This is a genomic window from Luteibacter yeojuensis (assembly GCF_000964085.1).
Classification (GTDB): domain Bacteria; phylum Pseudomonadota; class Gammaproteobacteria; order Xanthomonadales; family Rhodanobacteraceae; genus Luteibacter; species Luteibacter yeojuensis_A.
On record NZ_JZRB01000018.1, the window covers coordinates 142,238 to 164,389 of the forward strand.

Sequence of the window (22,152 nt, forward strand, 5' to 3'; positions counted from 1 at the left end):
GCGCCGTGGGGGCGGCGCTAACGGTCGCGGATGACCTGATGCAAGAACTGGGGAGAACACATGAAGAGCACCGCCGTGCGGCCGTCCTTGGTCGCAAGCTCCGTTGCGCTCGCACTTTGGGCGCCGCTCCTATTCGCACAGGCTGCACCATCGTCGTCCAGTGCCCCGCCAACAAGCGCGGATAAGCCCGACAAAGCCGTTGAGCTGAAGGCGGTCACGGTGACTGGTTCCATGATCCCGCGCGTCGAGGTCGAGGGCCCTGCGCCCGTGGTGAGCTTTACGGGCGACCAGATCAAGCAACAGGGTTACACCACGCTGTGGGAATTCCTCGATTCCCTGCCCCAGGTCGGCCCCCAGGTATCGGACTCGGCCTCGTGGGGCTCCAGCTCGGTGAATGCCCGTTCAGTCAATCTCCGCGGGCTTGGGCCGGGTTTCAGCCTGCTGATGATCGACGGCCACCGCGTGGTTGATTATCCCCAGCCCCTGAACAAGCAAAGCAACTTCCAGAACTACAACAACCTACCCACCGGGATGATCGATCACATCGAGATCCTCGCCTCGGGTGCGTCGTCGATCTACGGTTCCGATGCCGTGGCTGGCGTGGTCAATGTGATCCTGAAGAAGAATTACCAGGGTGACGACCTGCAGGTGACCGGGGGTGGTGCCACGCGCGGCGGGCGCGCATACGGTGACATCAACTTCTTCGGCGGCCGCTCGGGGAGTAACTGGCACGTCGTCTATAATCTCGAGAAGTCCAATCGCACCGCCTTATGGGGCATGGACCGGCCCTACCAGGATTCGGTGGCCAGCGCCGGCTACGGCTCGTGGGGCCCCGCGGCGCGCTTGTTTGGCTACCAGTACGACGCTGCCGGTGCCATCGCGTTGTCCGCCCAGGACGCCAACGGCCACTACATTACGCCGCCCGCGGGCGCGTGCTCGAAATTCACCAACTCGCGGCTGGCCCAGTCGCATACCGTGAACACGAATGGCACGCAGATCACGAGCATCACGGATAACGGGTATTACTGCGCCCAGCCTGCCCTCTTCCAGAACTGGGTGCTGACGCCCGGCAGCCGTAGCAACAACGGCTACGTATCGGGTGAGTACGACTTTGCCAATGGCATGCAGCTGTACGGTTCGGCGGCCCTGTACAAGACGGTTGGCATCTCCAACACACAGCTCAACGTGTTCGGTAGCGGCCAGTTCTATGACCAGAACACAGGCCAGGTCATCAACCAGGCGATCCGCCAGCTCACGGCCCAGGAAATGGGCACGCCGGCCAATACGCACGACCGTGAAACCAACTGGAACCTGCAGACGGGCCTGCGCGGCACGGTTTTTGACAGCCGCTTCCATTGGGACCTGAACCTCAACAGCCAGAAATATACTGTGCGGGAGGACTTCACGGGCCTGAACCAGCAGGCCATGTCGAACTTCTTCCTTGGCACACAGCAGGGAACCACCGCCGATGGCCTGCCGATTTACGCGTGGAACCAGCAGCAGTGGTGGAACCCCATCACGCCCCAGCAATACAGCCAGTTCGCGGTAAACGGCGAAAACACGTCGTCGTCGTGGCTTGACCAGGCGCAGCTGCGCGTCAACGGTGATCTGTTCAAGTTTCCGTGGGTGGACGAATCGGTCGGCTGGGCCGCGGTGGTCGAAGCGGCGCACAATGGCTTCAAGCTTTCTCCTGACATCCGCGCGACCGACCCCGCCACGTTCCAGAACCCCTTCGGCGCATACCTCACGGGTGGCGGCACGCGCCAGCGCTACTCCGTCGGCAGCGAATTCCGCGTGCCGCTGCTGAACTCGGTGACGTGGACCATATCCGGGCGGCTGGACAAGTACGATGATGCGAGTAGCGCCGATATAGCGCGTACATGGGGCAGCGGCATCGAATGGCGCCCGTACGATGGTCTGCTCCTTCGGGGCAGCTACGGCACCAACTTCAAGGCGCCCGACATGCAGGCCATCTACCTGACCGGGTCGACCTCGCCCGTGGGTGATTATGTCGACCCGCTGCAATGCGTGAACGCCATCAAGGCCGGCCAGAACAACAGCACGTGGTGCAACCTTGTCCAGCGGCCCACCTCGCAGTACTACTCGCTATACACCAATGGCAGCCGTCTCCTGCTGCCACAGAAGGGGCATTCGTGGACATACGGTTTCGTCTGGCAGGTGCCTGGTGTGCAAGGCCTGTCCCTGTCCGCCGATTACTGGCACATGGGCGTCGACAACGCCATCCAGTACCTCGGGCAGGAAACCGTCCTGGCCGACGAAGCGGGCTGCCTCACCGGCGTGAAGCCGAACGGCACCTCGGGCCTGTCGCCTTATACCGCGCATGTGGCCGGCTCGGCGTACTGCCAGATGGTCACCCAGATGGTAAAGCGAGACCCCAGCGGGCAGATCATCTCAGTGCAGTCGGGGCCGATCAACGAAGCGTCGCTTTACGTCGGTGGCATCGATGCATCGCTGGACTATAAATTCCACAGCGATGACTGGGGCGATTTCACTGCCGGCATCAACTACACGGATAACCTCTCGTATAAGCAGCGCGTACTGTCGTCGGATCTTTTGCAGAACACCCGCTACCAGAACGTCGCCAGCCGCGTCACGTGGCTGGCCGACTGGCGCAAGGGTATCTGGGATGTCTCAATCTCCGGTGTCCGCGCCGGCAGCATGCGGGCCCCTAACTACGACGGTTGCAACGTGCTACCGAATGGCATCCAGCCGGGCATGGTGACCGTGCCGAACGGGGCCGAGCAGATCGCCACGGGCATCTGCCAGGTCACCCAGGACGGCCAGCAAGTGACGGTAGCCGATACGACGTACAAAGGCCGCACGCCCGTGTGGATCACATGGAACAGTTCCCTTGGGGTTCAGATCAACCCCGACACCCGCGTGAAACTCACGGTGTCGAACATCTTCAACAAGGTCGGATCGATCCCGTACTACTCGGGTGGCTTCGAATTCGTGACCACGGGCCAGACGGCGGATGAGTACAACGGGCGAGAGATTTTCCTGACGTTCGACTACAAGCTGGATTGAGGCATGCAATCTGGAATCCTCTCGGCCTCGGTGTGATCGGGGCCGAGCAGGTGCAAGCCTGTTGTGCAGAACGCATGAGTGTACTGTTATCAGCCGCCGGGCATCAGCTGGGATACCGCCATCGTGGACGCACACGTCGATTTCCTGCCCCAAGAATTTCAGACAAATCCTCCCGTGGCTGATCGCGACCTGCAGTCGCTCCTGGATCGCTACCCTGCCCTCCCCGAAGCCTATGTGCGCTTCCTCAAACAACATGACGGTGGCGAGGGTTGGTTCGCCACAGGGCGCTTTTATAAATTCTGGCAGGCGTCGGAGATCGAGCAGAGCAACCTTGATTATGGAGCGCCAGAGTTCTCGCCCGGCTTTCTTTTGTTTGGATCCGACGGAGGCGACGAGAGCCTTGCTTTTGACATGCGATCCGAACCCTGGATGGTGGGCGAGCTTCCATTTGTCAGCGTGGGCGATACGGACTTCCTGTGCGTCGGAACCTTCGAGGACTTCATTGCAACGTCACGAGTAGCCACGGGCAGCGACCAAAGCGGCTAAGCCGTCATCAATGTAGCGAAGGCCCCTTAGGAACCATGGTCACTGCTGATCAGCCAACGGCCGCCGACCTTCTGGAATAGCAAGGTGGTAAGCCCGCGTACCTCCCATCGTGACCCTCAGTATGCGGGCGTCATTCGAAGCAGCGTCAAACGAGCACCTCGACGCTCGAACTCGACGTGGAAGCGTTTGTCATCCGCGTTGCTCGTGTAGTCCACGTTTAATTCGAAAGCCTTGTAGCCAACAGAGAACCGGTACGCGAAGCCAATCAATTCCGGCCTGACCTTGCTGCCCGGATCAATTGGGGAGTGCTCGTTTCGACTTCCCGAATTAGAGGTGCTGCCAACCCCGGCCTAGCCGTTCGCGCCGTTTTCAGCCGGTCCAGGGAAAATCGACTTCGATGCAAGGGATTTGTCGACGAGTGCACACACGGCTCCCCAAACGGGGGTCGCGAATACGACCGTACCCATGAGAAAGGAGGAGCCCAGCTCGGACGCGCCTCCATTTTGGAGAGCCACCTCAGTATGGCCATTCACAACAAGGACCGTTGCCTGGGCAAGGACTCCACTCAGAAATCCGCACGCAGCACCGCGCATTGCATCCTGCCGCCACGACGCATGCCGCGGTACGCCAAGGGCTGCCCCTACGAGAAACAGCGCCGCGTAGAACGCCGGAAGGAACGCATGCGCGCGATCGAAGCGATAAAACCGATCCACCACCTCAAAGGGCGAAAGCTCGGCCAGAATGAGAAAGCCTGCGCACGTGAGAAAATAGCGGAGCACAGGTTTTGCTTGCTTGTCCATGGCATGTTCTCCGTGAATCGCCTAAGTCCTGACCACACCCAACTTAAGGCCTACCTGGCGTTGCTACGCATTTCATTCAGATCCGCCTGAACCAGGGTCTTCCAACCGTTATAGTGCATTCCGTCGACTTTCCGGGCCATCAGCATGGACAACTCGGCATCGCCGGCCGGGTCGTATGCATGCAAGCGTTTCATCTCGCTGAAAACATACACGATGTCCCGAATGGTCAAGTCGTCGTCGGCGCGGGACAACTTGGCCTTAAGAAGAGGAACGACGGCAGCGCCCTGCCCGGCGAATAGCGTGGCCAATTCCATGGCCGGGGGATGAAGCACCTGGTTTCCGCACATGACGATCTGATACTGGCTTTCCATATCGTAGGATTTGAAAGCTTCATCCCTCGCAGTCGTTGAATCCCCAAAGAATGCGCCAAGCCAGGCTTGGCACTTCTGCAAATCCGGGTTCACGGGTTCGCTTCGGACGACCATGCAGGCCAGGAACAGCATGGCCGCTCGCCAGGCGCGCACATTCATGTCAGGCCCTCAAGGCATCCACTCCACCAGCGGCTTCCCCTTGGGAACGATGTAGGTGCCAATCTCCGCCGCGTCGGTCGTGCCAACGTTCGTGGCGCTATGGATCGTGCCGGTCGGCACGAAGAGCACGTTCCCGGCATGCAGCGTCTGCGCGGGCTGGCCGTCGAGGTCGTAGCGGATGGTGCCTGCGGTGACGTAGATGATCTCCTCCCCCGGGTGGCGATGCCGGGCCGCCACCTCCCCAGGTTTGAGCCCTACCCGCATCTGGATCTCCTCGTACCCCGGAATGGACAGGTCATGGCGGGATAGCTGGGTCCGCTCGCCGTGGTTCGCGGCGGGAGGGGCCGCCGGCGCGCCCAGCGAAAAGGCCAGCAACAGCAATCCGGAGGCTATGCAGCAAGACGCGGTCATTTACCCATCCTCCCACGTGGCAATAAGCCAGTTAACCCAAGGTACGCCGCCTACGGCCAGCCCGAAAGCCCCTGCCCGGGCCAACCCATTGCGATCCCCGCCGTTTCCGGCAACCCTATCCGGCAGCCCGCCACCTGAAGCGGGGCGCATACCAGGGAACCCCGCATGACCGTACGCGACACCGAAAACCGCAAGGAGCTGACCCTCCGTGGTCTCATCCTCGGCGTGATCATCACGGTGGTGTTCACCGCCGCCAACGTGTTCTTCGGCCTGAAGGCCGGCCTCACCTTCGCCACCTCGATACCGGCGGCGGTGATTTCCATGGCCCTGCTGCGCGGCTTCAAGGATTCGACCATCCAGGAAAACAACGTGGTGCAGACCATCGCTTCGGCGGCGGGCACCTTGTCGTCGATCATCTTCGTGCTGCCCGGCATGATCATGATCGGCTGGTGGGCGGATTTCCCTTTCTGGACCTCGTTCGCCATCTGCGCCCTGGGTGGCGTGCTGGGCGTGATGTATTCGATCCCGCTGCGCCGCGCGCTGGTCACCAATTCCGACCTACCCTACCCCGAAGGCCTGGCCTGCGCCGAGGTGCTGAAGGTGGGCAGCGGTGACGATGCCGATGCCAGCAGCGTGGAAGAAGGCCGTGCGGGCCTGCTCGCGGTGCTGTGGGGCTCGATCGCCTCGGCCGCGTTCGCCGTGGTGGTAGCCACGCAGGTGTTCGCCAGCGATTTCGTGCGCTATTTCCGCGTCAACGACAAGGGCGCTGTCAGCGGCTTCGATTTCAGCCTGTCGTTCGCGCTGTTCGCCATCGGCCACCTGGTGGGCCTGTCGGTGGGTATCGCCATGCTGGTGGGCGCCATCATCGGCTGGGGCTGGGGCGTGCCGCACTTCTCGATGCTGGGCGACCTGTCGCAGTCCATGGGCGACCTGGCCAACGCCACCTGGAGCCACAAGGTGCGCTTCGTGGGCGCGGGCGCCATCGGCGTATCGGCCATCTGGACCTTGGCCAAGCTGGTGAAGCCGGTCATCACCGGCCTCACGTCGGCCATGGCCGCCGCCAAGGTGCGCAAGGCCGGCGAGGCCCACACATTGCCGCGCACCGAGCGCGACATCCCGATCGGCATCGTGGGCCTGGTCACGCTGGCCTGCTTCGTCCCGATCGCCTGGCTGCTGGGCTACTTCGCCAACACGGCCGGCCTCGGCGCCCATATTGGCGTGCTGGCCATCGGCGGCGTCGCCTTCGTGGTGCTGATGGGCTTCTTCGTCTCCACCGTGTGCGGCTACATGGCCGGCCTGATCGGCTCGTCGAACAGCCCGCTATCGGGCGTGGGCATCATCGTGGTCATCGCCGCCGCGTTGCTGCTCGTGGCCTTCGTCAAGCCGTACGTGGGGCCGGAGGAAGGCAAGGCGCTGGTGGCGTTCGCGCTGTTCGTCACCGCGGTGGTGTTCACCGTGGCGGCCATCGCGAACAACAACCTGCAGGACCTGAAGACCGGCCAGCTGGTCGACGCCACGCCGTGGCGCCAGCAGGTGGCCCTGGTGGTGGGCGTGGTGGCGGGCGCGGCGGTCATCCCGCCGGTGCTCGACCTCATCAACAAGGCCTACGGTTTCGTCGGCGTGGCGGGCGCGGGCGCCCATGCGCTGCCGGCACCGCAGGCGGGGCTCATCTCCGCCCTGGCCCAGGGCGTGATCACTGGCAACATCGACTGGAGCCTGATCCAGATCGGCGTCGGCATCGGCGTCGCCATCATCGTTGTCGACGAGATCCTCGCGCGCACCACGAAGCATGCGCGCATCCCGCCCCTGGCCGTCGGCCTGGGCATCTACCTGCCCACCGTGAGCACCTTGATGGTGGTGGTGGGCTCGGTCGTGGGCTGGTACTTCGATCGCCGCGCCGACCGCTCGGCACGCCCCGAAAGCACGAAGCAGCTGGGCGTGCTGCTGGCGTCGGGCCTGATCGTGGGCGAGAGCATCATCGGCGTGGTCATCGCCGCCATCGTGGCGTTCGCCGACAAGCTGGGCTTCACCAACCTGCAGGCGCCCCTGGCGCTGGTGGGTGCGGACTTTGGCGAGAAGGCGCAGTGGCTGGGCGGTATCGTCTTCGCCCTCATCGTGTTCTTCATGTATCGCTGGGTAGCGCGCATGGCCCACCGCATCGGGAAGTAATTACCAGACTTCGACCTCGTAGATCCGCGTGGCCGGGTCATCCGTCTGCGTGGGCTTGCTCACATCGAGCTCCACGTAGCGGGCTTGCACCGGGCTGATGGGGTGCTCGGTCACGCTGGCCGTATTGGCCGGCACATCCACCACCTTCGTCCAGTCGTTGCCATCGACGGAGACACGCACCGTGAAGGCCCGCGTGTTCATATCCGCGGGCTCATCCCCTGCCCCGGCGTGCCTGATGGTGAAGCCGGACACCCGGCTCGCCTGCCCGAGGTCGATGCGCAGCCAGCTGGGCACCTGCCTGGTGCAGAACTTGTCCTGGGTCTTGCTGGCCAGCTTGCCATTCACCGCCTTTTCGGCTTCCTCGCCCGGCTTGCAGATCGGCGAGCCCGTGGCCCGTTTGCCGAGGGCAAGGTCGACGTGCTGCGGCGGCGTGGTGGCGCCTGCTGCCATCGCGGTCGAGGCCACCGCAAGGAACACGCTGGTGGCCAGCAGGCAGGCGACATGCTTCATGAGTGGTATCCGTGGATCGTGTGCGACGCCCCTGGCGGTTGCCGTTCGGCCCTGGCCAGTTCCTCTTTGGCCACCTTGGCCGTCTTGTGGTTGCCGTCGTGGCTCCAGCCCGGCGGCATCACCAGGTACATGACCTTGTTACGCAGGCCCGGCGCGTGCCACACATCCTTGCCGAGCAGGTAGAACTCGCCCAGGTACGCATCGGTGACGCTGTACGGCTTCATGGGCCGCGTGATGCCGTATTCGATGCGCACGTCGTCGCGTTCTTCGATGTACGTGCCAAACACCCGATCCCAGATCGGCAGCAGGTTGCAGAAGTTGGTATCCATGTACACCACGTTGCGCGCATGGTGCACGCGGTGGTGCGACGGGGTGAGGATGATCCGGTTCATCACGCCGAGCCGGCCGTTCTTCAGCACGCCCTCGCCCACGTGGATGAAGCTGCCCCAGAAGCCGTCGATGATCATGATCAGCACGAGCAGTGGCGGGCTCACGCCGAGCACCATGCAGATGCTGGTGCGTACGAAGTCCGCGTACGCCGCCTCGAGGAAGATGTGCGAGTAATTCACGCTCATGTTCATCGCCACGGGCGCGTGGTGCGTGGAATGCAGGCACCACAGCAGCCGTACCTTGTGCGCGAAGAAGTGGTACACGAAGTGGGAGAACTCCCACGCCACGTAGCCATACAGCACGCCGTACCACGTGAGGCCCGCCTGGAACGGCGCGAAGCGCTGGAACAGCCCGATGCACATGCCCACGACAGCGATGGTCACGAACGCCCCGATGAACCGGTTGAGGACCATGACCAGCAGGGGTACCTGATAGTGCTCGCGCTTGAACGTCTTCGCGGCGACGCTGCGCAGCAGCTCGAACACCAGCAGCAGCGGGAGGATGGGGTTGATCGCCGCGCCGAAGCCATCGACGGTGAGCAGCGCGCGGTAGTCGCCGTTGGCGATGAGCTGCAGCAACGGCTGCAGGCTGAAGAAGTCGAGTACCTGGTGGTACAACCATCCGATCACGTCCATCGCTGGCACCGGTCACCGATGTGGCTAATGGGCCGGTTTATCACGATCCAATAGTTGCATCAAGCCAAGCTGCGGCGCCCTCGCGCCTTTGTATCGCAGGTTCGTGCATCACACCGAAACGGCATTTTGCCGGTTAGGATGTCAGCGATAACCCGCACCCAAGGAATCGTAGACATGACGAAGCTGGCCACCGCCCTCCTGCTTGCGGCCCTGCTACCCGGCGCCGCGCTCGCCCAGAGCAACGCTGGCGACCAGAAGGCGAACCCGGATCTTCCGTTCACCGTCACCAAGGTGGCCACCTTCGACCTGCCCTGGCGCATCGCTTTCCTGCCTGACGGCCGCATGCTGGTGACCGAGAAGGTGGGCCCTGTGTACCTGGTGACCCCGGATGGCACGAAAACCGAGCTTGGCAACGTGCCCAAGAGCTGGGTGCAGGGCCAGAACGGCATGCTGGGCGTTTACCTCTCGCCGCACTACGCCACCGACCACAACGTGTATCTCACCTACGTGGAGCCCGGCGAATACGGCGGCGGCGTGGCACTCGGGCGCGGCAAACTGGTGCTCGACGACAAGCCCCGCCTGGAAGGCTTCGAGGTGCTGTGGCGCCAGGTGCCCACGGGCAAGGGCGGCCAGCCCGGTGGCGCCATCGCGTTCTCGCCCGATGGCAAATACCTCTTCCTCACCCTCGGCGACCGCCAGCGCTTCACGCCGGCACAGGATCCGAACCAGCCCGTGGGCAAGATCCTGCGGCTTACCCTCGATGGCAAGCCGGCCCCTGGCAACCCCTGGGCGGGCAAGACGGGTAGCCCCACCATTCCGCTGATCGACCCGGCCGGCAACACCGAGAAGGCGAAGACGGCGCCGGTGGTCAGCACCTACACCTTCCCGGGCAAGAACCTCACGCCATCGGAAACCTGGGCTACCGGCTTCCGCACGCCCTATGGCCTCGCCTTCGCGCCCGACGGTAAATTGTGGGAGCTCGAGCACGGCCCGCGTGGTGGCGACGAGCTGAACCTTATCGAGCGCGGCAAGAACTACGGGTGGCCGCTGGTTTCGTACGGCAAGAACTACGACGGCGTGCCGATCCCCAGCCCCGATACCCGCCGCGACCTGGTCAAGCCGGTGATCTACTGGGTGCCCGTGGTCGCCCCCGGCAACCTCATGTTCTACCACGGCGACCTCTTTGCGAAATGGAAGGGCAGCGCCTTCCTTGGCGGCCTGTTCGCGCAGGACATCGTGCGCGTCACGTTCGATGGGAAGGGTGGCGCGCAAGCCGTCGATCGCTGGGACATGGGCAAGCGTGTCCGCGATATCGAAGAGGCGCCGGACGGCTCCCTGTGGATGGTGGAGGATGCCTCGCCCGGCGGCCTGTTCCGGCTTACGCCCAAGAACTAAAAGCGGCTCTGGATCCAGGACTTCACCGCGGTGGTGTCCTGGATATTGCCGTCGAACAGCACATCGGGGCGGTTCGGTTCGTTGTCGCCCCGCTTGCGGTTGTCGCGGGTCATGACGGTGACGCGCACGCTGCCATTGCCGCTGGGCAGCGGGTGGGCGAAGGGCGTGCCCGTGCGTGAATCCACGTTCGTTTCCACGCCCACCTGCGTGACCCCCGGGATGCGCTTCATTTCATCGAGGAAGCCGATGCAGGCGCTGTAGCAGCCATAGCCCGTCAGCACCAGCACCTTCGCGTGGACCGGGTTCGTGGGCGCCTTCGCAGGCTTTGCGATCCCCTGCATGTTCGGCCCCGACTTAAGCACGGGCTCGTGTTTGCGCAGCGCCGCCTCATACAGTTTATTGTCGGCATCGAAGGTCTTGCCATCGACAGGCACCTTGAAACCTTCCGAACCATTTTTCTTCGCCGTGTCGTCGTTGAACAAGGCATCGATCTCGGGCGTCACGCGGTACACATTGCTGATTTCCAGCCGCGCACGGGCGTAGTACGCCGACATGGGGTCACCGTACAAGGTGCGGATGAACGCCATGAACCACTCATACGGGCCGCCACCGTTGTTGCGCTCGTCGATGACGATGAGCTTCTTGTCGCGCAACGCGGGCGTGGCTGCCAGCACCTCGTTGAATGAGTCGGCCTCGGCCTTGGTGGCGGGGTTGAAGTCCTGCAGCGTGATCCAGGTGCCATCGTCGCCAAAGGGCTCGATCCGGCTCATCCGCTGCGGCTGCACACGCACCTGGGCGTTGATCTCGGCCGCCTTGGCGCCGCTCAGCGGATGCCATGCGAGGGCGACCCGCTTGCCATCGATCACGCATTCGGTGGGGCGTGGCACAAACGGGCTGCCCACGTCCCGGAACACCAATGGCGCGACCAGGGCACGCGAGGATTCGAGGCCCGGGATGCGGCCCTCGTAGGGCTCCAGCTCGCTGACCCAGGTGTCGATCGCCTTGCCGTCGCATGCGGTGATGACCGCACCATCGCGCATGCCGGGCTCCGAAAACGTCGTGACGTACTTGCCGCCGACGTAGAGCGCGGCAAACCCGGGCCACTGCATGGTCGACTGGTCGATATCCAGGCTGACCGAGTTGTGGTCATCGTTGAACGCGGACATGAAGTGGTTCAGTCCCTGGCGGTAGGCAGTGAATCCGTGGATCTTCGGCGCATCCAACCGCGCCTGTGCCTGTGCCCGTTGCAGCACTTGTTGAAATCCCGATTGCCCCGGATAGACGGCCAGGATGTGCTGCGCCTCTGCCCATTGGACGATGCCAGCGACATCTTCCTCGAACATCTGTTGCCAGGGATCCGGGCGCGCGGCGTTCGGGGCATCCGCTGCGGCGGCACCCAGGGTGAATACAGCAAGCGCGGCGGCTACGGCGTGGCGGGGTATGGGCATCGGGTGGACCTTGTGGTTGGGGACACCCACGCTACGCAAGGCGCGTACCAAGCCCGGATTCGCACGGGAGCGGGGCATGCGAACGCCCCCGCCCTGTCCGCGCGCCACGCGCGGACAGCAAACGGTGTCCGCGGACGCGGCACCCGTCAAAGCAGCACGGTCACCCCCGAGGTGGTCCTGGCCTTGACGTCATAGGTGCACTGGAACGTGAACGTCTGGGAAGGCCCTGCCACCCCTGCGAAGGTACCTTCGCCCGAGACGCTGACGCGGTTATCGCCCGCCGACGACGGGTCGGTCTTTGTCACGGCCACCGCATTGGCCGAGGGCATGCGCGTGCGCACTTCCTGGCTTGCGGCGTCGCTGCACGCGCTTACCGCGAAAGGGTCCACCACCTGGTGGTCGCGTGCATCGAACTGCGACCATTGCGCCCCCGCCAACCCCGGTACCATCCACGCCAACGCCCAAAGCCCTCGCGCGTTCATGTGACCTCCCGCCGGCGACCATGGGCCGTGGCGCGCCCATCGTTCGGCTCCCGGCGTGCACGGGCGGTGACAGCGCCGTCGTCGCGACACGCCCCGCCGCCCGGGATATGCCCCCCGGCTAATGTCGCAGTCACGTTCGGGCCTCTAATCTGGCCCCATGGCTACCATCGACGAAGACATCCTTCTCGCCCGTGCCCAACTCGCCATCGACGCCATGGCCATCAGCCGCGCCATGCTCGACCGGGATTTCGACGAGGCACGCTTCCGGGCTCACCTGGTGCTCTGCGAGGCATCGACCATGGCGCTGCCCGCCGTCGGCGGCGCCGCCCAGGCCGTGCTGAACGTGCTCGGCCCACTGGGCAGCGTCCCGGCGCCCGGCATTGGCCGGGCCCTGCTCGAGCTCTCCGGCGCCATCGACGCGGTGGAACGTACCTGATACCTGCGGTATGAGCGGCTATACCTGCGCCTAGGGTTCCTGGGGTTGATAGCCCTAGCGGTCGGCCATCGCGGCGGCGTGCTTCCCGGCGTCGGCTGGCTGGTCGCAACGGATATGCCCCGGCCAGGGTTCGATGACGTGCCCCGACGTGGCATAGACCACGCCCGCCACGCATGTCGCACGGCCGTCGCTCAAGGCATCCAGCGCCGCTGAAATGTTGGCATCGGCCGCATCTTCACGGGTCACGGGGCCAGGCAATGCCTGCACGGCCGCGACATGGGCGGTTTCATGCGTCGATTCATGTAGCGCACCGGGTTGGCCGCCGTCGCCGTCGCGCACCACTGCGTAGGCGATGGCTGCCGACACCACGAGCAGGCCGGCGAACAGCAGGCCGAGCTGCCTTGTACCCGAAACACTCATCGCAAGATGCCCCGTGCGCCCATGTACCGTTCTCTATGGCCTTGATCATTCGAGTCTAGCCGGGAAGACGGCACACGGGCGCACCCGCCCATGCGGACGTTAGGCTATTGGTTCAGCGCCGCGTTGAGCGCCCCGGCATACCCCGCGGTGAGCGTGCCGCTGCCGTAAGTTTTTCCGGCGACATCGTCATAGAGCCACAGGAATGCACCCGTGGTGCCGCACTGGTTCTTCCAGCCGCCGACCGTGTCCTGGGCATCGGGCACGGATACGCCGCCTGCGACGCTGGTATCGGCCACGCCCGGGTAAACCGGGATGCCGCTGAAGGCCCAACCGGAACACGGGTTGTTGCCTGAGCCCCCGGCATAAGCCTGCAGGTGCACGCCATCGACCGTGCCTGGCCGCGCCTGGTTGATCTCCGCGGCCAGGTCAATCCAGTAGGCCGAGTTCGTGTAGGCATCCGGCATGACGTGGTAGCCGAGGTCGCCCAGCATCACCGAGAAGCTCACCGTCGACGCGGTGTCATAGCTGTTCTCGTCATCGAGGTCGATCGCATCCACCGACGGCAGCGCCGCCTTGAGCGCCTGGAAATTGCGGTAAAGGACGCTGCCCGACCCGGTGCCACCGCTGTTCACCAGCTGCTGGATATGCTGGAAATCGCCGACGTTGGACGAACCGATGCTGAGGGTGATGCGCTTCACCCCTGCGGATTTGAGGCTTGCCAGTGTGTTGGCGAATTCAGGGTGGGTCTGGTCGCCGATGTAACTGCCGTTGGAGACGAGTGGGAATTCACCGTTGAGGTTGAGGTCGCCGTTCTCGAGCACCTCGACGCTCCACACCACCACTTCATCGAAGCCGGACTGGCTTAATTCGGGCAATGACGCCGATGGATTCTTGTAGATCGGGCCACCCGTGAAAATGCCCGTGTAGCCATTGGACGCCGCGAACGAGGCGGGAGCCGCCACGAGGCCCGCGGCGGCAAAAGCCAGCCCCATCACCACTTTCGCACGATACAACCGAACCGAATGCCGCATGATGCATGTCTCCGCTGGTTATCGAAGCCATGCTTGCCCACGATATCCAGCGGATGCTGTGACCGGTTCGGCTAATTCATCTTGGGTGGTGGCTACCGTTCACGATCAACCGGCCCTTACTGCAGCGTCGCCAGCCACTTCAGCACAGCCTGCGACAACTCCATGCGCTGGTCCGAGTAGGCGTGGTCGGTCGGCAAGTGCACGGTCGCCACGTGCGGGTCGCCCGCCTTGCGTACCGCATCCGCGAATGCATCGTCGGTCGGGGCCAGGCCATCGTCCGATGTGACGACGAGCAAGGGGCGGCCACGCATGGCGCCGGCTTTCGCGGTGAAGGTCCATGCAGGCCCATGCTGGGAAAGCTCCCGTGCCAGGCTGTCGCCGGTGCAGCCGGCCAGTGGGGCCATGCCTTCCTTCGCCAGCAACGCGCCCATGGTTTTCACGGCGCCCGCGGCATCCGAGGTCGAGCGCAGCTGTTGGAAGCGATCGGCTAGGTCGGCGCCGGAGATCATCGCCACGCCCTTGATCGCGGGGTCCGCGGCGGCACCATGCACCGCCATGAAGCCACCCATGCTGTGGCCGACGAGCACGATGCGCGCGGGATCGAGCCGCAGGCGCGCCGCGTTGGCCGGCGCGCGCAGGTAGGCGATGGCCGAGGCCACGTCCTCGATGCCGTTGCCGAACGAGAAGTCGCCCGGCGTGCCCCACGCGCCGCGGTAGTTGAAATACAGCACATCCCACCCTGCCCGCCGCATATCCTGTGCGAGGTCGAGGTTGCGTTCGTTGCCCGGGAAACCGTGCAGCAGGATGACGACGGGGTGCGGCCCCGCACCCGCGGCAACGTACACCATGCCATTCATCAGCTTGCCGTGGCTGGGGATCTGCATCGATTCCATCGTGGCCTTCGGGACATCGGCCGCATGGACGGCCATGCAGGCGGTGCCCAGTGCCACGCAAGCGGCCAGCAGCACCCGGCGCATCGTTTTCGTCATGCTCATGTCGCCTCGCGGGCCGCATACGCGGCCGTTATCGCATCGTGGGTGGCCCGCAGCACGGCTTCGGACAGCGCGGGGTCGTGCTTCGCCACCGCACGCGCCACGGCAATGGCACCGATATGCGCGGCGATGGCGGCAAGCGACAGGCTGCGCCGCGCCTGCGCGGTAACGGGCCCGTCGATGGCGTCGGCCACGAGCGCCACCTCCTCCTCGAACGCATCGGTAAAACGCTTGCTCAACGCGGGGCCCTGGCGCCCTGCTTCGCTCGCCGAGGCGGTCAGGGGGCAGCCGCGCGTCACCTCGTCACGCATGTGCGTCGAAAAGAGCGCACCGGCGTAGTCGGCGAAGGTGAGCTCGCGATCGCCAGACCACGCGCGCAGGTCGTCCATCTTGGCGGCGAAGCCATGCGACAGTGCCTCGGCGGCCAATAGCTCTTTCGAGGGGAAGTGCGCGTAGAGCGCGCCGTGTGTGAGCCCGGCGGCCTTGGCCACCTCGGCCACGCCGACCCCGTCGATGCCCCTTTCCCGGAACAGCTTGCCCGCAGCGCCCAGCAGGGCCTCCCGGTTCTCGGCGGCTTTTTCCTTGGAAACACGCATGTTGCACACTCCTGAACCGTCTTTTACGTATTGGTTGTGCCTGCCATCTAAAGACAATAAATTGCAAGCGTAACTAATAGGGGCGCCTGTAGCTTCCTTCGCACCAACCACGAAGGAGACGCCCCATGTCGAAACTCACGTCCCTGTTCGCCCTGGGCTCCCTTGCCCTGGGTGTCGCCACCGGCACACCCGCCGCGGAAGCACCGGCGGTGCGCAACGTCGTGCTCGTGCACGGCGCGTTTGCCGACGGTGCGGGCTGGCGGGCCGTCCACGATGCCCTCGTGGCCAAGGGGTACAAAGTGTCCATCGTCCAGAACCCCGAGACCAGCCTCGCCGCCGATGTGGAGGCCGCGAAGCGGGTGATCGACATGCAGGACGGCCCCACGGTGCTCGTTGGCCACAGCTGGGGTGGGCAGGTGATCACCGAAGCCGGCACCGACCCGAAGGTGAAGGCCCTGGTCTACCTCGCCGCCATCGTCCCCGACGTGGGCGAGAGCACCGAGACGCTGGAGACTCTGCCTCAGTTCCCGCCGCCGAACAACGATGTGAAGAAGACGGCCGACGGCAGGTATTACTACATGGACCCGGCGAAGTTCCGCCAGAACTTCGCTGCGGATTCATCCGCGGAGCTGGCGGCGTTCATGGCCCAGTCGCAGGTGGTGCTTTCGGTCGAGGCGTTCGCGACGCCGGCCAAGGCTGCCGCATGGAAGACGAAGCCGGTGTACGCCGTGCTGCCCGGCGCCGACCACACGGTAAGCATGGACCTGCAGAAATACATGTACGACCGCGCCAAGGCCAAGGTAACCAAGGTGCCGGGCTCCAGCCATACGGTATACCTCTCGCACCCCGATGTGGTCGTCAAGGTGATCGAGCAGGCGGCCGCTGGCAAGTAAGGGGCCGTCGTCACCCTGCATCCGGAACCGTGGCGGTACCGTAGAACCCGTTAACGCCCACCGGGCTCCACGGTACCGTCCATGGCGATGCGCTGGCTAAATTTCCTCGGTTACCAGGCAGTGTGGTTCGCCCTGGTGATCGGCGCGGCGCACGGCAGCACGGTCCCCGCGATGATGGCGGGCGTGGCTTTCATCGCGATCCAGGGCGTGCTGGACCCGCGGCCATGGGATGACGCGCGGCGGATCGCTTTGGCACTGGCGTTGGGCATGGTGATCGATGGCATCCCGGCATGGCTTGGCTGGTGGCATTACGCTTCGCCCTCGCCCGCTGTACCTCCTGGCGGCGCGCCCCTGTGGATCCTCACGCTGTGGGCGTGCTTTGCGACGACCCTCGACCGGTCACTTTCCTACGTAAGGCCGCGGCCGCTGATCGGTGCGTTGTTGGGTGCCGTGGGTGGTCCGCTGGCCTACCTGGGCGCGGCACGCGGCTGGCAGGCGGTGACGTTCACCTGCCCGCCAGCCCTCTACCTCGGGTGGCTCGGCACCGCATGGGCACTCGCCATCCCCGCGCTCGCCTGGCCGTGGCGGCCGCACATGGGGTCCCCTAGTGGATCGGACCGCCCGTCTGGCTGAGTGCCCTGCCGTCGCGCGCGTGACGCGCAGCCATGATCTCGGCGACGATCGACAGGGCGATTTCGCGCGTGGTGTTCGAGCCGATGTCGAGCCCCGCCGGCACGTGGAGAACCGTCGACGCCACGGCGTGGCGAATAGCCCGTGCCCGTTGCTGGGACCCTAGCGCGCCCAGGTAGAAGGCGCCGGCTGCGGCCCCCGCCTCGAGCCACGCGATGTCGAGCGCGAGGTCGTGCGTCATGGCGAGCATGGCCGTTGCGCGATGGAGCCTTACGGCCTGCGCGAGGCGGCCCGGGTGTGTCTCAACCGCCGACCAACCCGGCGGCGTCGGTCCTAGCTGGCTCAGCCGGTCAATGGAGGTATCGACGATAGCCCCGCGCCACCCCAGCCGGGCGGCCAGGGTGGCCAGTTCACGGCCTTCATGGCTCGCCCCCGCGACCACCAGCGATACGGGGGCGTCGAATGTCTCGACGAGGCGGGTGCCATCGGTGTGCGGTTCGCTTGCCGCTGCATCCCGCGCCGTAGCGCCGGCGCCCAGCATGTGCACGGCCCGGGTGACCCCGCCGACATGCCCTGGCGGCGGGAAATCCGTGGTGATCCGGAACGGCTGGCTAGAGCCCAAGGCGTGATCGAGCACGTCCAGGAAGGACGGGCCGCGGTGGTCGAGGGGCTCGATCGCCACCTCCAGTTCGCCGCCGCAGCCTATGTCCATCAACATGTCGAGACCCTGCTCCGCGTTGTAGGCCACGTATGCCACACGCCCTGTTTCCATCACCGACAGCGACTTGTCGACGATATCCTGCTGCGGGCAACCGCCCGCGAGTGGATTCACGACGGAGCGGTCCGCGCGGACGAGCATCGCGGCACCGACGCGGCGAAACGTCGAGCCCGATGTGTGCAGGATCGTGGCAAGCGCCGCCGGTGTGCCCTTCGCGGCCACGTCGCGCCAGGCCGCCGCGAGGTCGGTGAGTTCGCCGTGCGACTTCATACCGTCGGCAGTCGGTCCAGCAGCTTGTCCAGGGTCACGGGGTAATCGCGAACGCGCACGCCCGTGGCGTTGTAAACAGCATTGGCAATGGCGGCTGCGACACCGCATAGCCCCAATTCACCCACACCCTTGGCCTTCATGGGCGACGACACCGGGTCGGCTTCGTCGAGGAATATGACCTCCTGGTGCGGGATGTCGGCGTGCACGGGCACCTCGTAGCCCGCGAGGTCGTGGTTGACAAAGAAGCCGAGGCGCTTGTCGACGTAAAGGTCCTCCATCAATGCGGCGCCCACGCCCATGGTCATGGCGCCGATCACCTGGCTTCGCGCCGACTTGGGGTTGAGGATGCGCCCCGCGGCGCACACCGCCAGCATCCGGCGGACGCGGATCTCGCCAGTAGCAGCGTGCACGGCTACTTCGACGAAGTGCGCGCCGAACGTCGATTGCTGGAACGTCTTCTCAAGGTCACCGTACTCCATGCTGTCTTCCGCCACGATCTCGCCGCTCTTCGCGGCTTCCGCGATTGGCACGCTGCGGCCACCCGCGCTGACCTTGCCATCGTCGAAGACCGCGCTCGCGGCATCCATGCCAAGGGCCCCGGCGATGGCTTCGCGCAGCTTGACGCAGGCCGCGTACACACCCGCGGTGGAACTGTTACCGCCCCACTGGCCGCCCGAGCCTGACGAGACGGGAAACGACGAATCGCCCAGCACCACGGATACCTGGGAGAGCGGCAGCCCCAGCATTTCGGCGGCGGTCTGGGCGATGATCGTGTAGCTACCCGTGCCGATGTCGGTCATGTCGGTTTCGACCGTGGCACGGCCGTCCGTGCCCAGCCGCACGCGCGCGCCGGATTTCATCACCAGGTTGTTGCGGAAGGCCGACGCGACGCCCATGCCGACCAGCCAGGCGCCGTCGCGCATCTTGCCCGGCGTGGCGGAGCGTTTCGACCACCCAAATTGCTCTGCACCTTTGCGCATGCATTGGACGAAGTTGCGCTGCGAGAAGCGCCGCCCGGGCTTCTCGGGGTCCTCCTGCGTGTCGTTGCGCACGCGGAAGTCGACCGGGTCGAGCTTCAGCTTTTCGGCCATTTCGTCCATGGCGATTTCCAGCGCCATCAGGCCGGACGCTTCACCGGGCGCGCGCATGGCATTGCCTTCGGGCAGGTCGAGCGTGGCGAGCCGCGTCGCCGTCATGCGGTTGGCACCGGCGTACAGCAGGCGCGTCTGCTGCACGGCGGTTTCCGGGCCACCGCCCGGCAGGTCGCCCGACCAGCTTTCGTGGCCGATGGCGGTGATCTTGCCGTCCGGCGTGGCACCGATGCGGATGCGCTGGATCGTGGCGGGGCGGTGCGTCGTGTTGTTGAACATGACAGGGCGCGGCAACGCCACGGCGACGGGCCGGCCCGCCGCCTTCGCCCCGAGGGCCGCAAGGATCGCGTCGGCACGCACGAAGAGTTTTCCGCCAAACCCCCCGCCGATATACGGCGACACAAGGCGAACGTTATCCGGTGGCAGGCCCAGCGTTTTCGCCACGTCGCCCTTGCCCCAGTGGATCATCTGGTTCGCCGTCCACAGCGTGAGCTTGTCGCCCTCCCATGCCGCGATAGTGGCGTGCGGCTCCATCATGGCGTGTGACTGGTCGGGGGTCGTGTACATGGCATCCAGCGTCACCGGCGCAGAGGCGAACGCACCGGCGAAATCACCGACGGCGGTGTCGGGCTGGCCGTCTTCCGGTTTCACCGCACGGCCTTTGGCCGCGGCGAGATCGAACGCGCCCGGCGAACGTGCATAGTCGACGCGCACCAGGCCTGCCGCGGCCCGCGCTTCCTCGAAGGTTTCGGCAACGACCACGGCGAGCGCCTGGTGGTAGTGCTGCACCTCGGGGCCGCCCAGCAGCTTCGCGGTGTTGTATTGGCCCTTGGTGAGTGGCCCCGCCTCTTTCGCGGTGACTATGGCCAGCACGCCGGGCGCCCTGCGTGCCGTGGCGGTATCGATGTTGACCACCCTGCCCTTGGCGATGGTGGCGGGCACGATGTAGCCGTACACATGGTTTGGAACGGCATCATGCCGCTCGTAGGCGTAATGCGCGGTGCCGGTGGTCTTCAGGGGGCCATCGATGCGGTCATGCGGTTGCCCGATCACTTTCAGGCGATCAATGGGGTTAGTGGTTGCAGGAGTATCGAATTTCATCGTCAGGCCCCCGCGTCCGCGATGACCGCACCCAGCGTGCGCTCGACGAGCGCCACCTTCATGGCGTTCTGCGGTGTCGTGCGGGCGCCGGCCAGCAACGACGACGTGACGGCCTTTGCGCCCTTCGGCAGGTTTGCCTCCGCGGCCTCGACCCGCCAAGGCATGGGTGCCACGCCGCCCAGGGCGACGCGCCCCGAGCCATCGGGCTGCAGTACGGCGGCGACGGACACCAGGGCGAACGCATAGGACGCCCGGTCGCGCACCTTGTGGTACACGTGCGTGCCGCCGACAGGCTTTGGCAACGTCACCGCCGTGATCAGTTCGGCCGCCGCGAGGACGTTCTCCACGTGCGGCGTGGAGCCCGGCAGCTTGTAGAAGTCCGCGATGGGAATGCGGCGCGTTGTGCCATCAGGCTTTACCGTTTCGACGGCCGCATCGAGGGCACGCATGGCCACGGCCATGTCGCTGGGATGCACCGCGATACAAGCGTTGCTCACCCCTACGATGGCGTGCGAACGGCTGAAGCCGCCAAGTGCGGCGCAGCCACTACCCGGCAGGCGCTTGTTGCACGCCTGGTGCGTGTCGTAGAAGTACGGGCAGCGCGTGCGCTGGAGCAGGTTCCCCGCCGTGGTGGCCTTGTTGCGGAGCTGCCCGGAAGCGCCGGCCACGAGGGCACGCGTCAGCAGGCCGTAGTCGCGACGGATGCGGGCGTCGGCAGCGAGGTCCGTATTGCGGACGAGCGCACCGACACGCAGGCCGCCCTCGTCCGTGGGCGCGATGGCATCCAGGCCCAGGCCGTTGATATCGACAAGGTGTGGCGGCGCCTCCACCTCGATCTTCATCAGGTCGAGGAGATTGGTACCGCCGGCGATGAACTTCGCGCCCCGCTCGCGTGCGACGGCGGTGGCGGCCTGCGCGGGCGAGCTGGCTTTCTCGTAAGTGAAGGGTTTCATGCCCGGCCCTCCTGGACCTCGGTGATCGCCTCGACGATGTTGGAGTAAGCCCCGCAGCGACAGATGTTGCCGCTCATCCGTTCGCGCAGTTCGGCGGTGCTGAAGGTGGCCTTCGCGCCGATGTCGGCTGTCACATGGCTGGGGACATCGCGCCTGATCTCGTCGAGCACACCCACCGCGCTACAGATCTGGCCGGGCGTGCAGTAGCCGCACTGGTAACCGTCGTGCTTGATGAAAGCGGCCTGCAACGGGTGCAACGCGTCGGGCGTGCCGAGGCCCTCGATGGTGGTCACCTTCGACCCTTCGTGCATCACGGCCAGCGTGAGGCAGCTATTGATCCGGCGGCCATCGACGAGAACGGTGCACGCACCGCACTGGCCGTGGTCACAGCCCTTCTTCGTGCCGGTGAGGTGCATGTGCTCGCGCAGCGCATCGAGCAGCGTGGTGCGCGTATCGAGCGAGAGCGTGGCCGGCTTGCCGTTGACCTCCATGGCCACCTGTTGGGTGACGGGCGCGCGGGCCACATCCGGCACCGCAGCGCGAGCCACCAGGGGCGGCGTGGCGGCGACGGTGGCGGAGACGGCCGTCAGCTTCAGGAAGCCGCGACGGGAGATATTGAGCTGGTCCGTGATGTCCAAGGCGCTGCCCTCATGCCGG

At 65.3% G+C, this 22,152-nt stretch carries 22 protein-coding genes; 7 read left to right on the forward strand and 15 right to left on the reverse strand.

Translation table 11 applies throughout. The annotated features are described in order from the left end of the window. Positions 1-231 precede the first annotated feature (231 nt). Both VI08_RS09670 and VI08_RS20830 read left to right on the forward strand, forming a co-directional pair. Positions 232-3,048, forward strand: coding sequence for a TonB-dependent receptor domain-containing protein (locus tag VI08_RS09670; protein WP_232309512.1), 2,817 nt, complete (start codon positions 232-234; stop codon positions 3,046-3,048). A gap of 174 nt (positions 3,049-3,222) precedes the next feature. Further along, on the forward strand, positions 3,223-3,594 hold the full coding sequence (locus VI08_RS20830; protein WP_198148911.1) for an SMI1/KNR4 family protein: 372 nt from the start codon (positions 3,223-3,225) through the stop codon (positions 3,592-3,594). A gap of 350 nt (positions 3,595-3,944) precedes the next feature. On the opposite strand, the gene VI08_RS09680 is transcribed toward VI08_RS20830, so the two are convergent. From VI08_RS09680 to VI08_RS09690, 3 genes are read right to left on the reverse strand one after another with little or no spacing between them, the layout of a single operon-like run. Continuing rightward, positions 3,945-4,394 (reverse strand): hypothetical protein, encoded by a 450-nt coding sequence (locus VI08_RS09680; RefSeq protein ID WP_045829358.1) that lies wholly within the window; start codon positions 4,392-4,394, stop codon positions 3,945-3,947. A gap of 50 nt (positions 4,395-4,444) precedes the next feature. After that, on the reverse strand, positions 4,445-4,924 hold the full coding sequence (locus VI08_RS09685; protein ID WP_045829359.1) for a hypothetical protein: 480 nt from the start codon (positions 4,922-4,924) through the stop codon (positions 4,445-4,447). A 9-nt stretch (positions 4,925-4,933) separates the two neighbouring features. Continuing rightward, positions 4,934-5,335 carry a cupin domain-containing protein gene (locus VI08_RS09690; RefSeq protein WP_045829360.1) on the reverse strand — a complete coding sequence of 134 codons (402 nt, stop codon included), beginning with the start codon at positions 5,333-5,335 and terminating at the stop codon, positions 4,934-4,936. Positions 5,336-5,500: 165 nt separating this feature from the next. Here VI08_RS09690 and VI08_RS09695 point away from each other — a divergent pair, with 165 nt between their 5' ends. Continuing rightward, positions 5,501-7,504: an OPT family oligopeptide transporter gene (locus VI08_RS09695; RefSeq protein ID WP_045829361.1), complete on the forward strand. Its 2,004-nt coding sequence runs from the start codon at positions 5,501-5,503 to the stop codon at positions 7,502-7,504. Here the strand turns inward: VI08_RS09695 and VI08_RS09700 are convergent, their stop codons facing one another. Both VI08_RS09700 and VI08_RS09705 read right to left on the reverse strand, forming a co-directional pair. Then, positions 7,505-8,014: a discoidin domain-containing protein gene (locus VI08_RS09700; RefSeq protein WP_045829362.1), complete on the reverse strand. Its 510-nt coding sequence runs from the start codon at positions 8,012-8,014 to the stop codon at positions 7,505-7,507. It abuts the gene before it with no gap. After that, positions 8,011-9,039, reverse strand: a complete 1,029-nt coding sequence (locus tag VI08_RS09705; protein WP_045829363.1) for a sterol desaturase family protein — start codon at positions 9,037-9,039, stop codon at positions 8,011-8,013. The genes VI08_RS09700 and VI08_RS09705 overlap by 4 nt, the downstream gene beginning before the upstream one ends. A gap of 174 nt (positions 9,040-9,213) precedes the next feature. On the opposite strand from VI08_RS09705, the gene VI08_RS09710 reads away from it, so the two are divergent. Then, positions 9,214-10,434, forward strand: coding sequence for a PQQ-dependent sugar dehydrogenase (locus tag VI08_RS09710; protein WP_045829364.1), 1,221 nt, complete (start codon positions 9,214-9,216; stop codon positions 10,432-10,434). Here VI08_RS09710 and VI08_RS09715 read toward each other — a convergent pair. Together VI08_RS09715 and VI08_RS09720 are read right to left on the reverse strand one after the other, a co-directional pair. Continuing rightward, entirely contained in the window at positions 10,431-11,882 is a 1,452-nt protein-coding gene (locus VI08_RS09715) for a S41 family peptidase (RefSeq protein ID WP_198148912.1), read from the reverse strand. The genes VI08_RS09710 and VI08_RS09715 overlap by 4 nt on opposite strands. A 146-nt stretch (positions 11,883-12,028) precedes the next feature. Further along, a complete protein-coding gene (locus tag VI08_RS09720; protein WP_157006586.1) occupies positions 12,029-12,364 on the reverse strand; it encodes a hypothetical protein in 336 nt (111 codons plus the stop codon). Between the two features lie 157 nt (positions 12,365-12,521). Here VI08_RS09720 and VI08_RS09730 point away from each other — a divergent pair, with 157 nt between their 5' ends. Beyond that, positions 12,522-12,800 (forward strand): hypothetical protein, encoded by a 279-nt coding sequence (locus tag VI08_RS09730; protein ID WP_045829368.1) that lies wholly within the window; start codon positions 12,522-12,524, stop codon positions 12,798-12,800. 54 nt (positions 12,801-12,854) lie between these two features. Here VI08_RS09730 and VI08_RS09735 read toward each other — a convergent pair whose 3' ends face one another. The 4 genes from VI08_RS09735 to VI08_RS09750 form a co-directional block, all read right to left on the reverse strand. Then, positions 12,855-13,220 carry a hypothetical protein gene (locus VI08_RS09735; protein WP_045829369.1) on the reverse strand — a complete coding sequence of 122 codons (366 nt, stop codon included), beginning with the start codon at positions 13,218-13,220 and terminating at the stop codon, positions 12,855-12,857. Between the two features lie 104 nt (positions 13,221-13,324). After that, on the reverse strand, positions 13,325-14,251 hold the full coding sequence (locus VI08_RS09740) for a hypothetical protein (RefSeq protein WP_045829370.1): 927 nt from the start codon (positions 14,249-14,251) through the stop codon (positions 13,325-13,327). Positions 14,252-14,367: 116 nt separating this feature from the next. Then, positions 14,368-15,246, reverse strand: coding sequence for an alpha/beta hydrolase family protein (locus VI08_RS09745; protein ID WP_084621420.1), 879 nt, complete (start codon positions 15,244-15,246; stop codon positions 14,368-14,370). Beyond that, positions 15,243-15,839 (reverse strand): TetR/AcrR family transcriptional regulator, encoded by a 597-nt coding sequence (locus VI08_RS09750; protein ID WP_045829371.1) that lies wholly within the window; start codon positions 15,837-15,839, stop codon positions 15,243-15,245. The genes VI08_RS09745 and VI08_RS09750 overlap by 4 nt, the downstream gene beginning before the upstream one ends. 125 nt (positions 15,840-15,964) lie before the next feature. Between VI08_RS09750 and VI08_RS09755 the strand changes: the two genes are divergently transcribed. Together VI08_RS09755 and VI08_RS09760 are read left to right on the forward strand one after the other, a co-directional pair. Beyond that, positions 15,965-16,732 (forward strand): alpha/beta fold hydrolase, encoded by a 768-nt coding sequence (locus VI08_RS09755; RefSeq protein ID WP_045829372.1) that lies wholly within the window; start codon positions 15,965-15,967, stop codon positions 16,730-16,732. Between the two features lie 81 nt (positions 16,733-16,813). After that, positions 16,814-17,365 (forward strand): DUF2878 domain-containing protein, encoded by a 552-nt coding sequence (locus VI08_RS09760; protein WP_052697810.1) that lies wholly within the window; start codon positions 16,814-16,816, stop codon positions 17,363-17,365. Here the strand turns inward: VI08_RS09760 and VI08_RS09765 are convergent. Genes VI08_RS09765 through paoA form a run of 4 tightly spaced genes read right to left on the reverse strand, consistent with a single transcriptional unit; the run spans position 17,337 to position 22,127 of the window. After that, on the reverse strand, positions 17,337-18,350 hold the full coding sequence (locus VI08_RS09765) for an XdhC family protein (RefSeq protein ID WP_045829373.1): 1,014 nt from the start codon (positions 18,348-18,350) through the stop codon (positions 17,337-17,339). The two genes, VI08_RS09760 and VI08_RS09765, sit on opposite strands and share 29 nt — an antisense overlap. Then, positions 18,347-20,542: an aldehyde oxidoreductase molybdenum-binding subunit PaoC gene (paoC, locus tag VI08_RS09770; RefSeq protein WP_045829374.1), complete on the reverse strand. Its 2,196-nt coding sequence runs from the start codon at positions 20,540-20,542 to the stop codon at positions 18,347-18,349. The genes VI08_RS09765 and paoC overlap by 4 nt, the downstream gene beginning before the upstream one ends. A gap of 2 nt (positions 20,543-20,544) precedes the next feature. Continuing rightward, positions 20,545-21,495 (reverse strand): FAD binding domain-containing protein, encoded by a 951-nt coding sequence (locus VI08_RS09775; RefSeq protein ID WP_045829375.1) that lies wholly within the window; start codon positions 21,493-21,495, stop codon positions 20,545-20,547. Continuing rightward, a complete protein-coding gene (paoA, locus tag VI08_RS09780; RefSeq protein ID WP_157006596.1) occupies positions 21,492-22,127 on the reverse strand; it encodes an aldehyde dehydrogenase iron-sulfur subunit PaoA in 636 nt (211 codons plus the stop codon). Before paoA ends, VI08_RS09775 begins: the two co-directional genes overlap by 4 nt. Positions 22,128-22,152: the final 25 nt, after the last annotated feature.

Coding starts and splice junctions, on each gene's coding strand:
- VI08_RS09740 (WP_045829370.1), bottom strand. CDS start 14,251: ATGCGGCATTCGGTTCGGTTGTATCGTGCGAAAGTGGTGATGGGGCTG.
- VI08_RS09760 (WP_052697810.1), top strand. CDS start 16,814: ATGGCGATGCGCTGGCTAAATTTCCTCGGTTACCAGGCAGTGTGGTTC.
- VI08_RS09715 (WP_198148912.1), bottom strand. CDS start 11,882: ATGCCCATACCCCGCCACGCCGTAGCCGCCGCGCTTGCTGTATTCACC.
- VI08_RS09690 (WP_045829360.1), bottom strand. CDS start 5,335: ATGACCGCGTCTTGCTGCATAGCCTCCGGATTGCTGTTGCTGGCCTTT.
- VI08_RS09700 (WP_045829362.1), bottom strand. CDS start 8,014: ATGAAGCATGTCGCCTGCCTGCTGGCCACCAGCGTGTTCCTTGCGGTG.
- VI08_RS09670 (WP_232309512.1), top strand. CDS start 232: ATGATCCCGCGCGTCGAGGTCGAGGGCCCTGCGCCCGTGGTGAGCTTT.
- VI08_RS09745 (WP_084621420.1), bottom strand. CDS start 15,246: ATGAGCATGACGAAAACGATGCGCCGGGTGCTGCTGGCCGCTTGCGTG.
- VI08_RS09730 (WP_045829368.1), top strand. CDS start 12,522: ATGGCTACCATCGACGAAGACATCCTTCTCGCCCGTGCCCAACTCGCC.
- VI08_RS09775 (WP_045829375.1), bottom strand. CDS start 21,495: ATGAAACCCTTCACTTACGAGAAAGCCAGCTCGCCCGCGCAGGCCGCC.
- VI08_RS09750 (WP_045829371.1), bottom strand. CDS start 15,839: ATGCGTGTTTCCAAGGAAAAAGCCGCCGAGAACCGGGAGGCCCTGCTG.
- VI08_RS09705 (WP_045829363.1), bottom strand. CDS start 9,039: ATGGACGTGATCGGATGGTTGTACCACCAGGTACTCGACTTCTTCAGC.
- VI08_RS09735 (WP_045829369.1), bottom strand. CDS start 13,220: ATGAGTGTTTCGGGTACAAGGCAGCTCGGCCTGCTGTTCGCCGGCCTG.
- VI08_RS09755 (WP_045829372.1), top strand. CDS start 15,965: ATGTCGAAACTCACGTCCCTGTTCGCCCTGGGCTCCCTTGCCCTGGGT.
- VI08_RS09720 (WP_157006586.1), bottom strand. CDS start 12,364: ATGAACGCGCGAGGGCTTTGGGCGTTGGCGTGGATGGTACCGGGGTTG.
- VI08_RS09685 (WP_045829359.1), bottom strand. CDS start 4,924: ATGAATGTGCGCGCCTGGCGAGCGGCCATGCTGTTCCTGGCCTGCATG.
- VI08_RS09765 (WP_045829373.1), bottom strand. CDS start 18,350: ATGAAGTCGCACGGCGAACTCACCGACCTCGCGGCGGCCTGGCGCGAC.
- paoC (WP_045829374.1), bottom strand. CDS start 20,542: ATGAAATTCGATACTCCTGCAACCACTAACCCCATTGATCGCCTGAAA.
- VI08_RS09695 (WP_045829361.1), top strand. CDS start 5,501: ATGACCGTACGCGACACCGAAAACCGCAAGGAGCTGACCCTCCGTGGT.
- VI08_RS09680 (WP_045829358.1), bottom strand. CDS start 4,394: ATGGACAAGCAAGCAAAACCTGTGCTCCGCTATTTTCTCACGTGCGCA.
- VI08_RS09710 (WP_045829364.1), top strand. CDS start 9,214: ATGACGAAGCTGGCCACCGCCCTCCTGCTTGCGGCCCTGCTACCCGGC.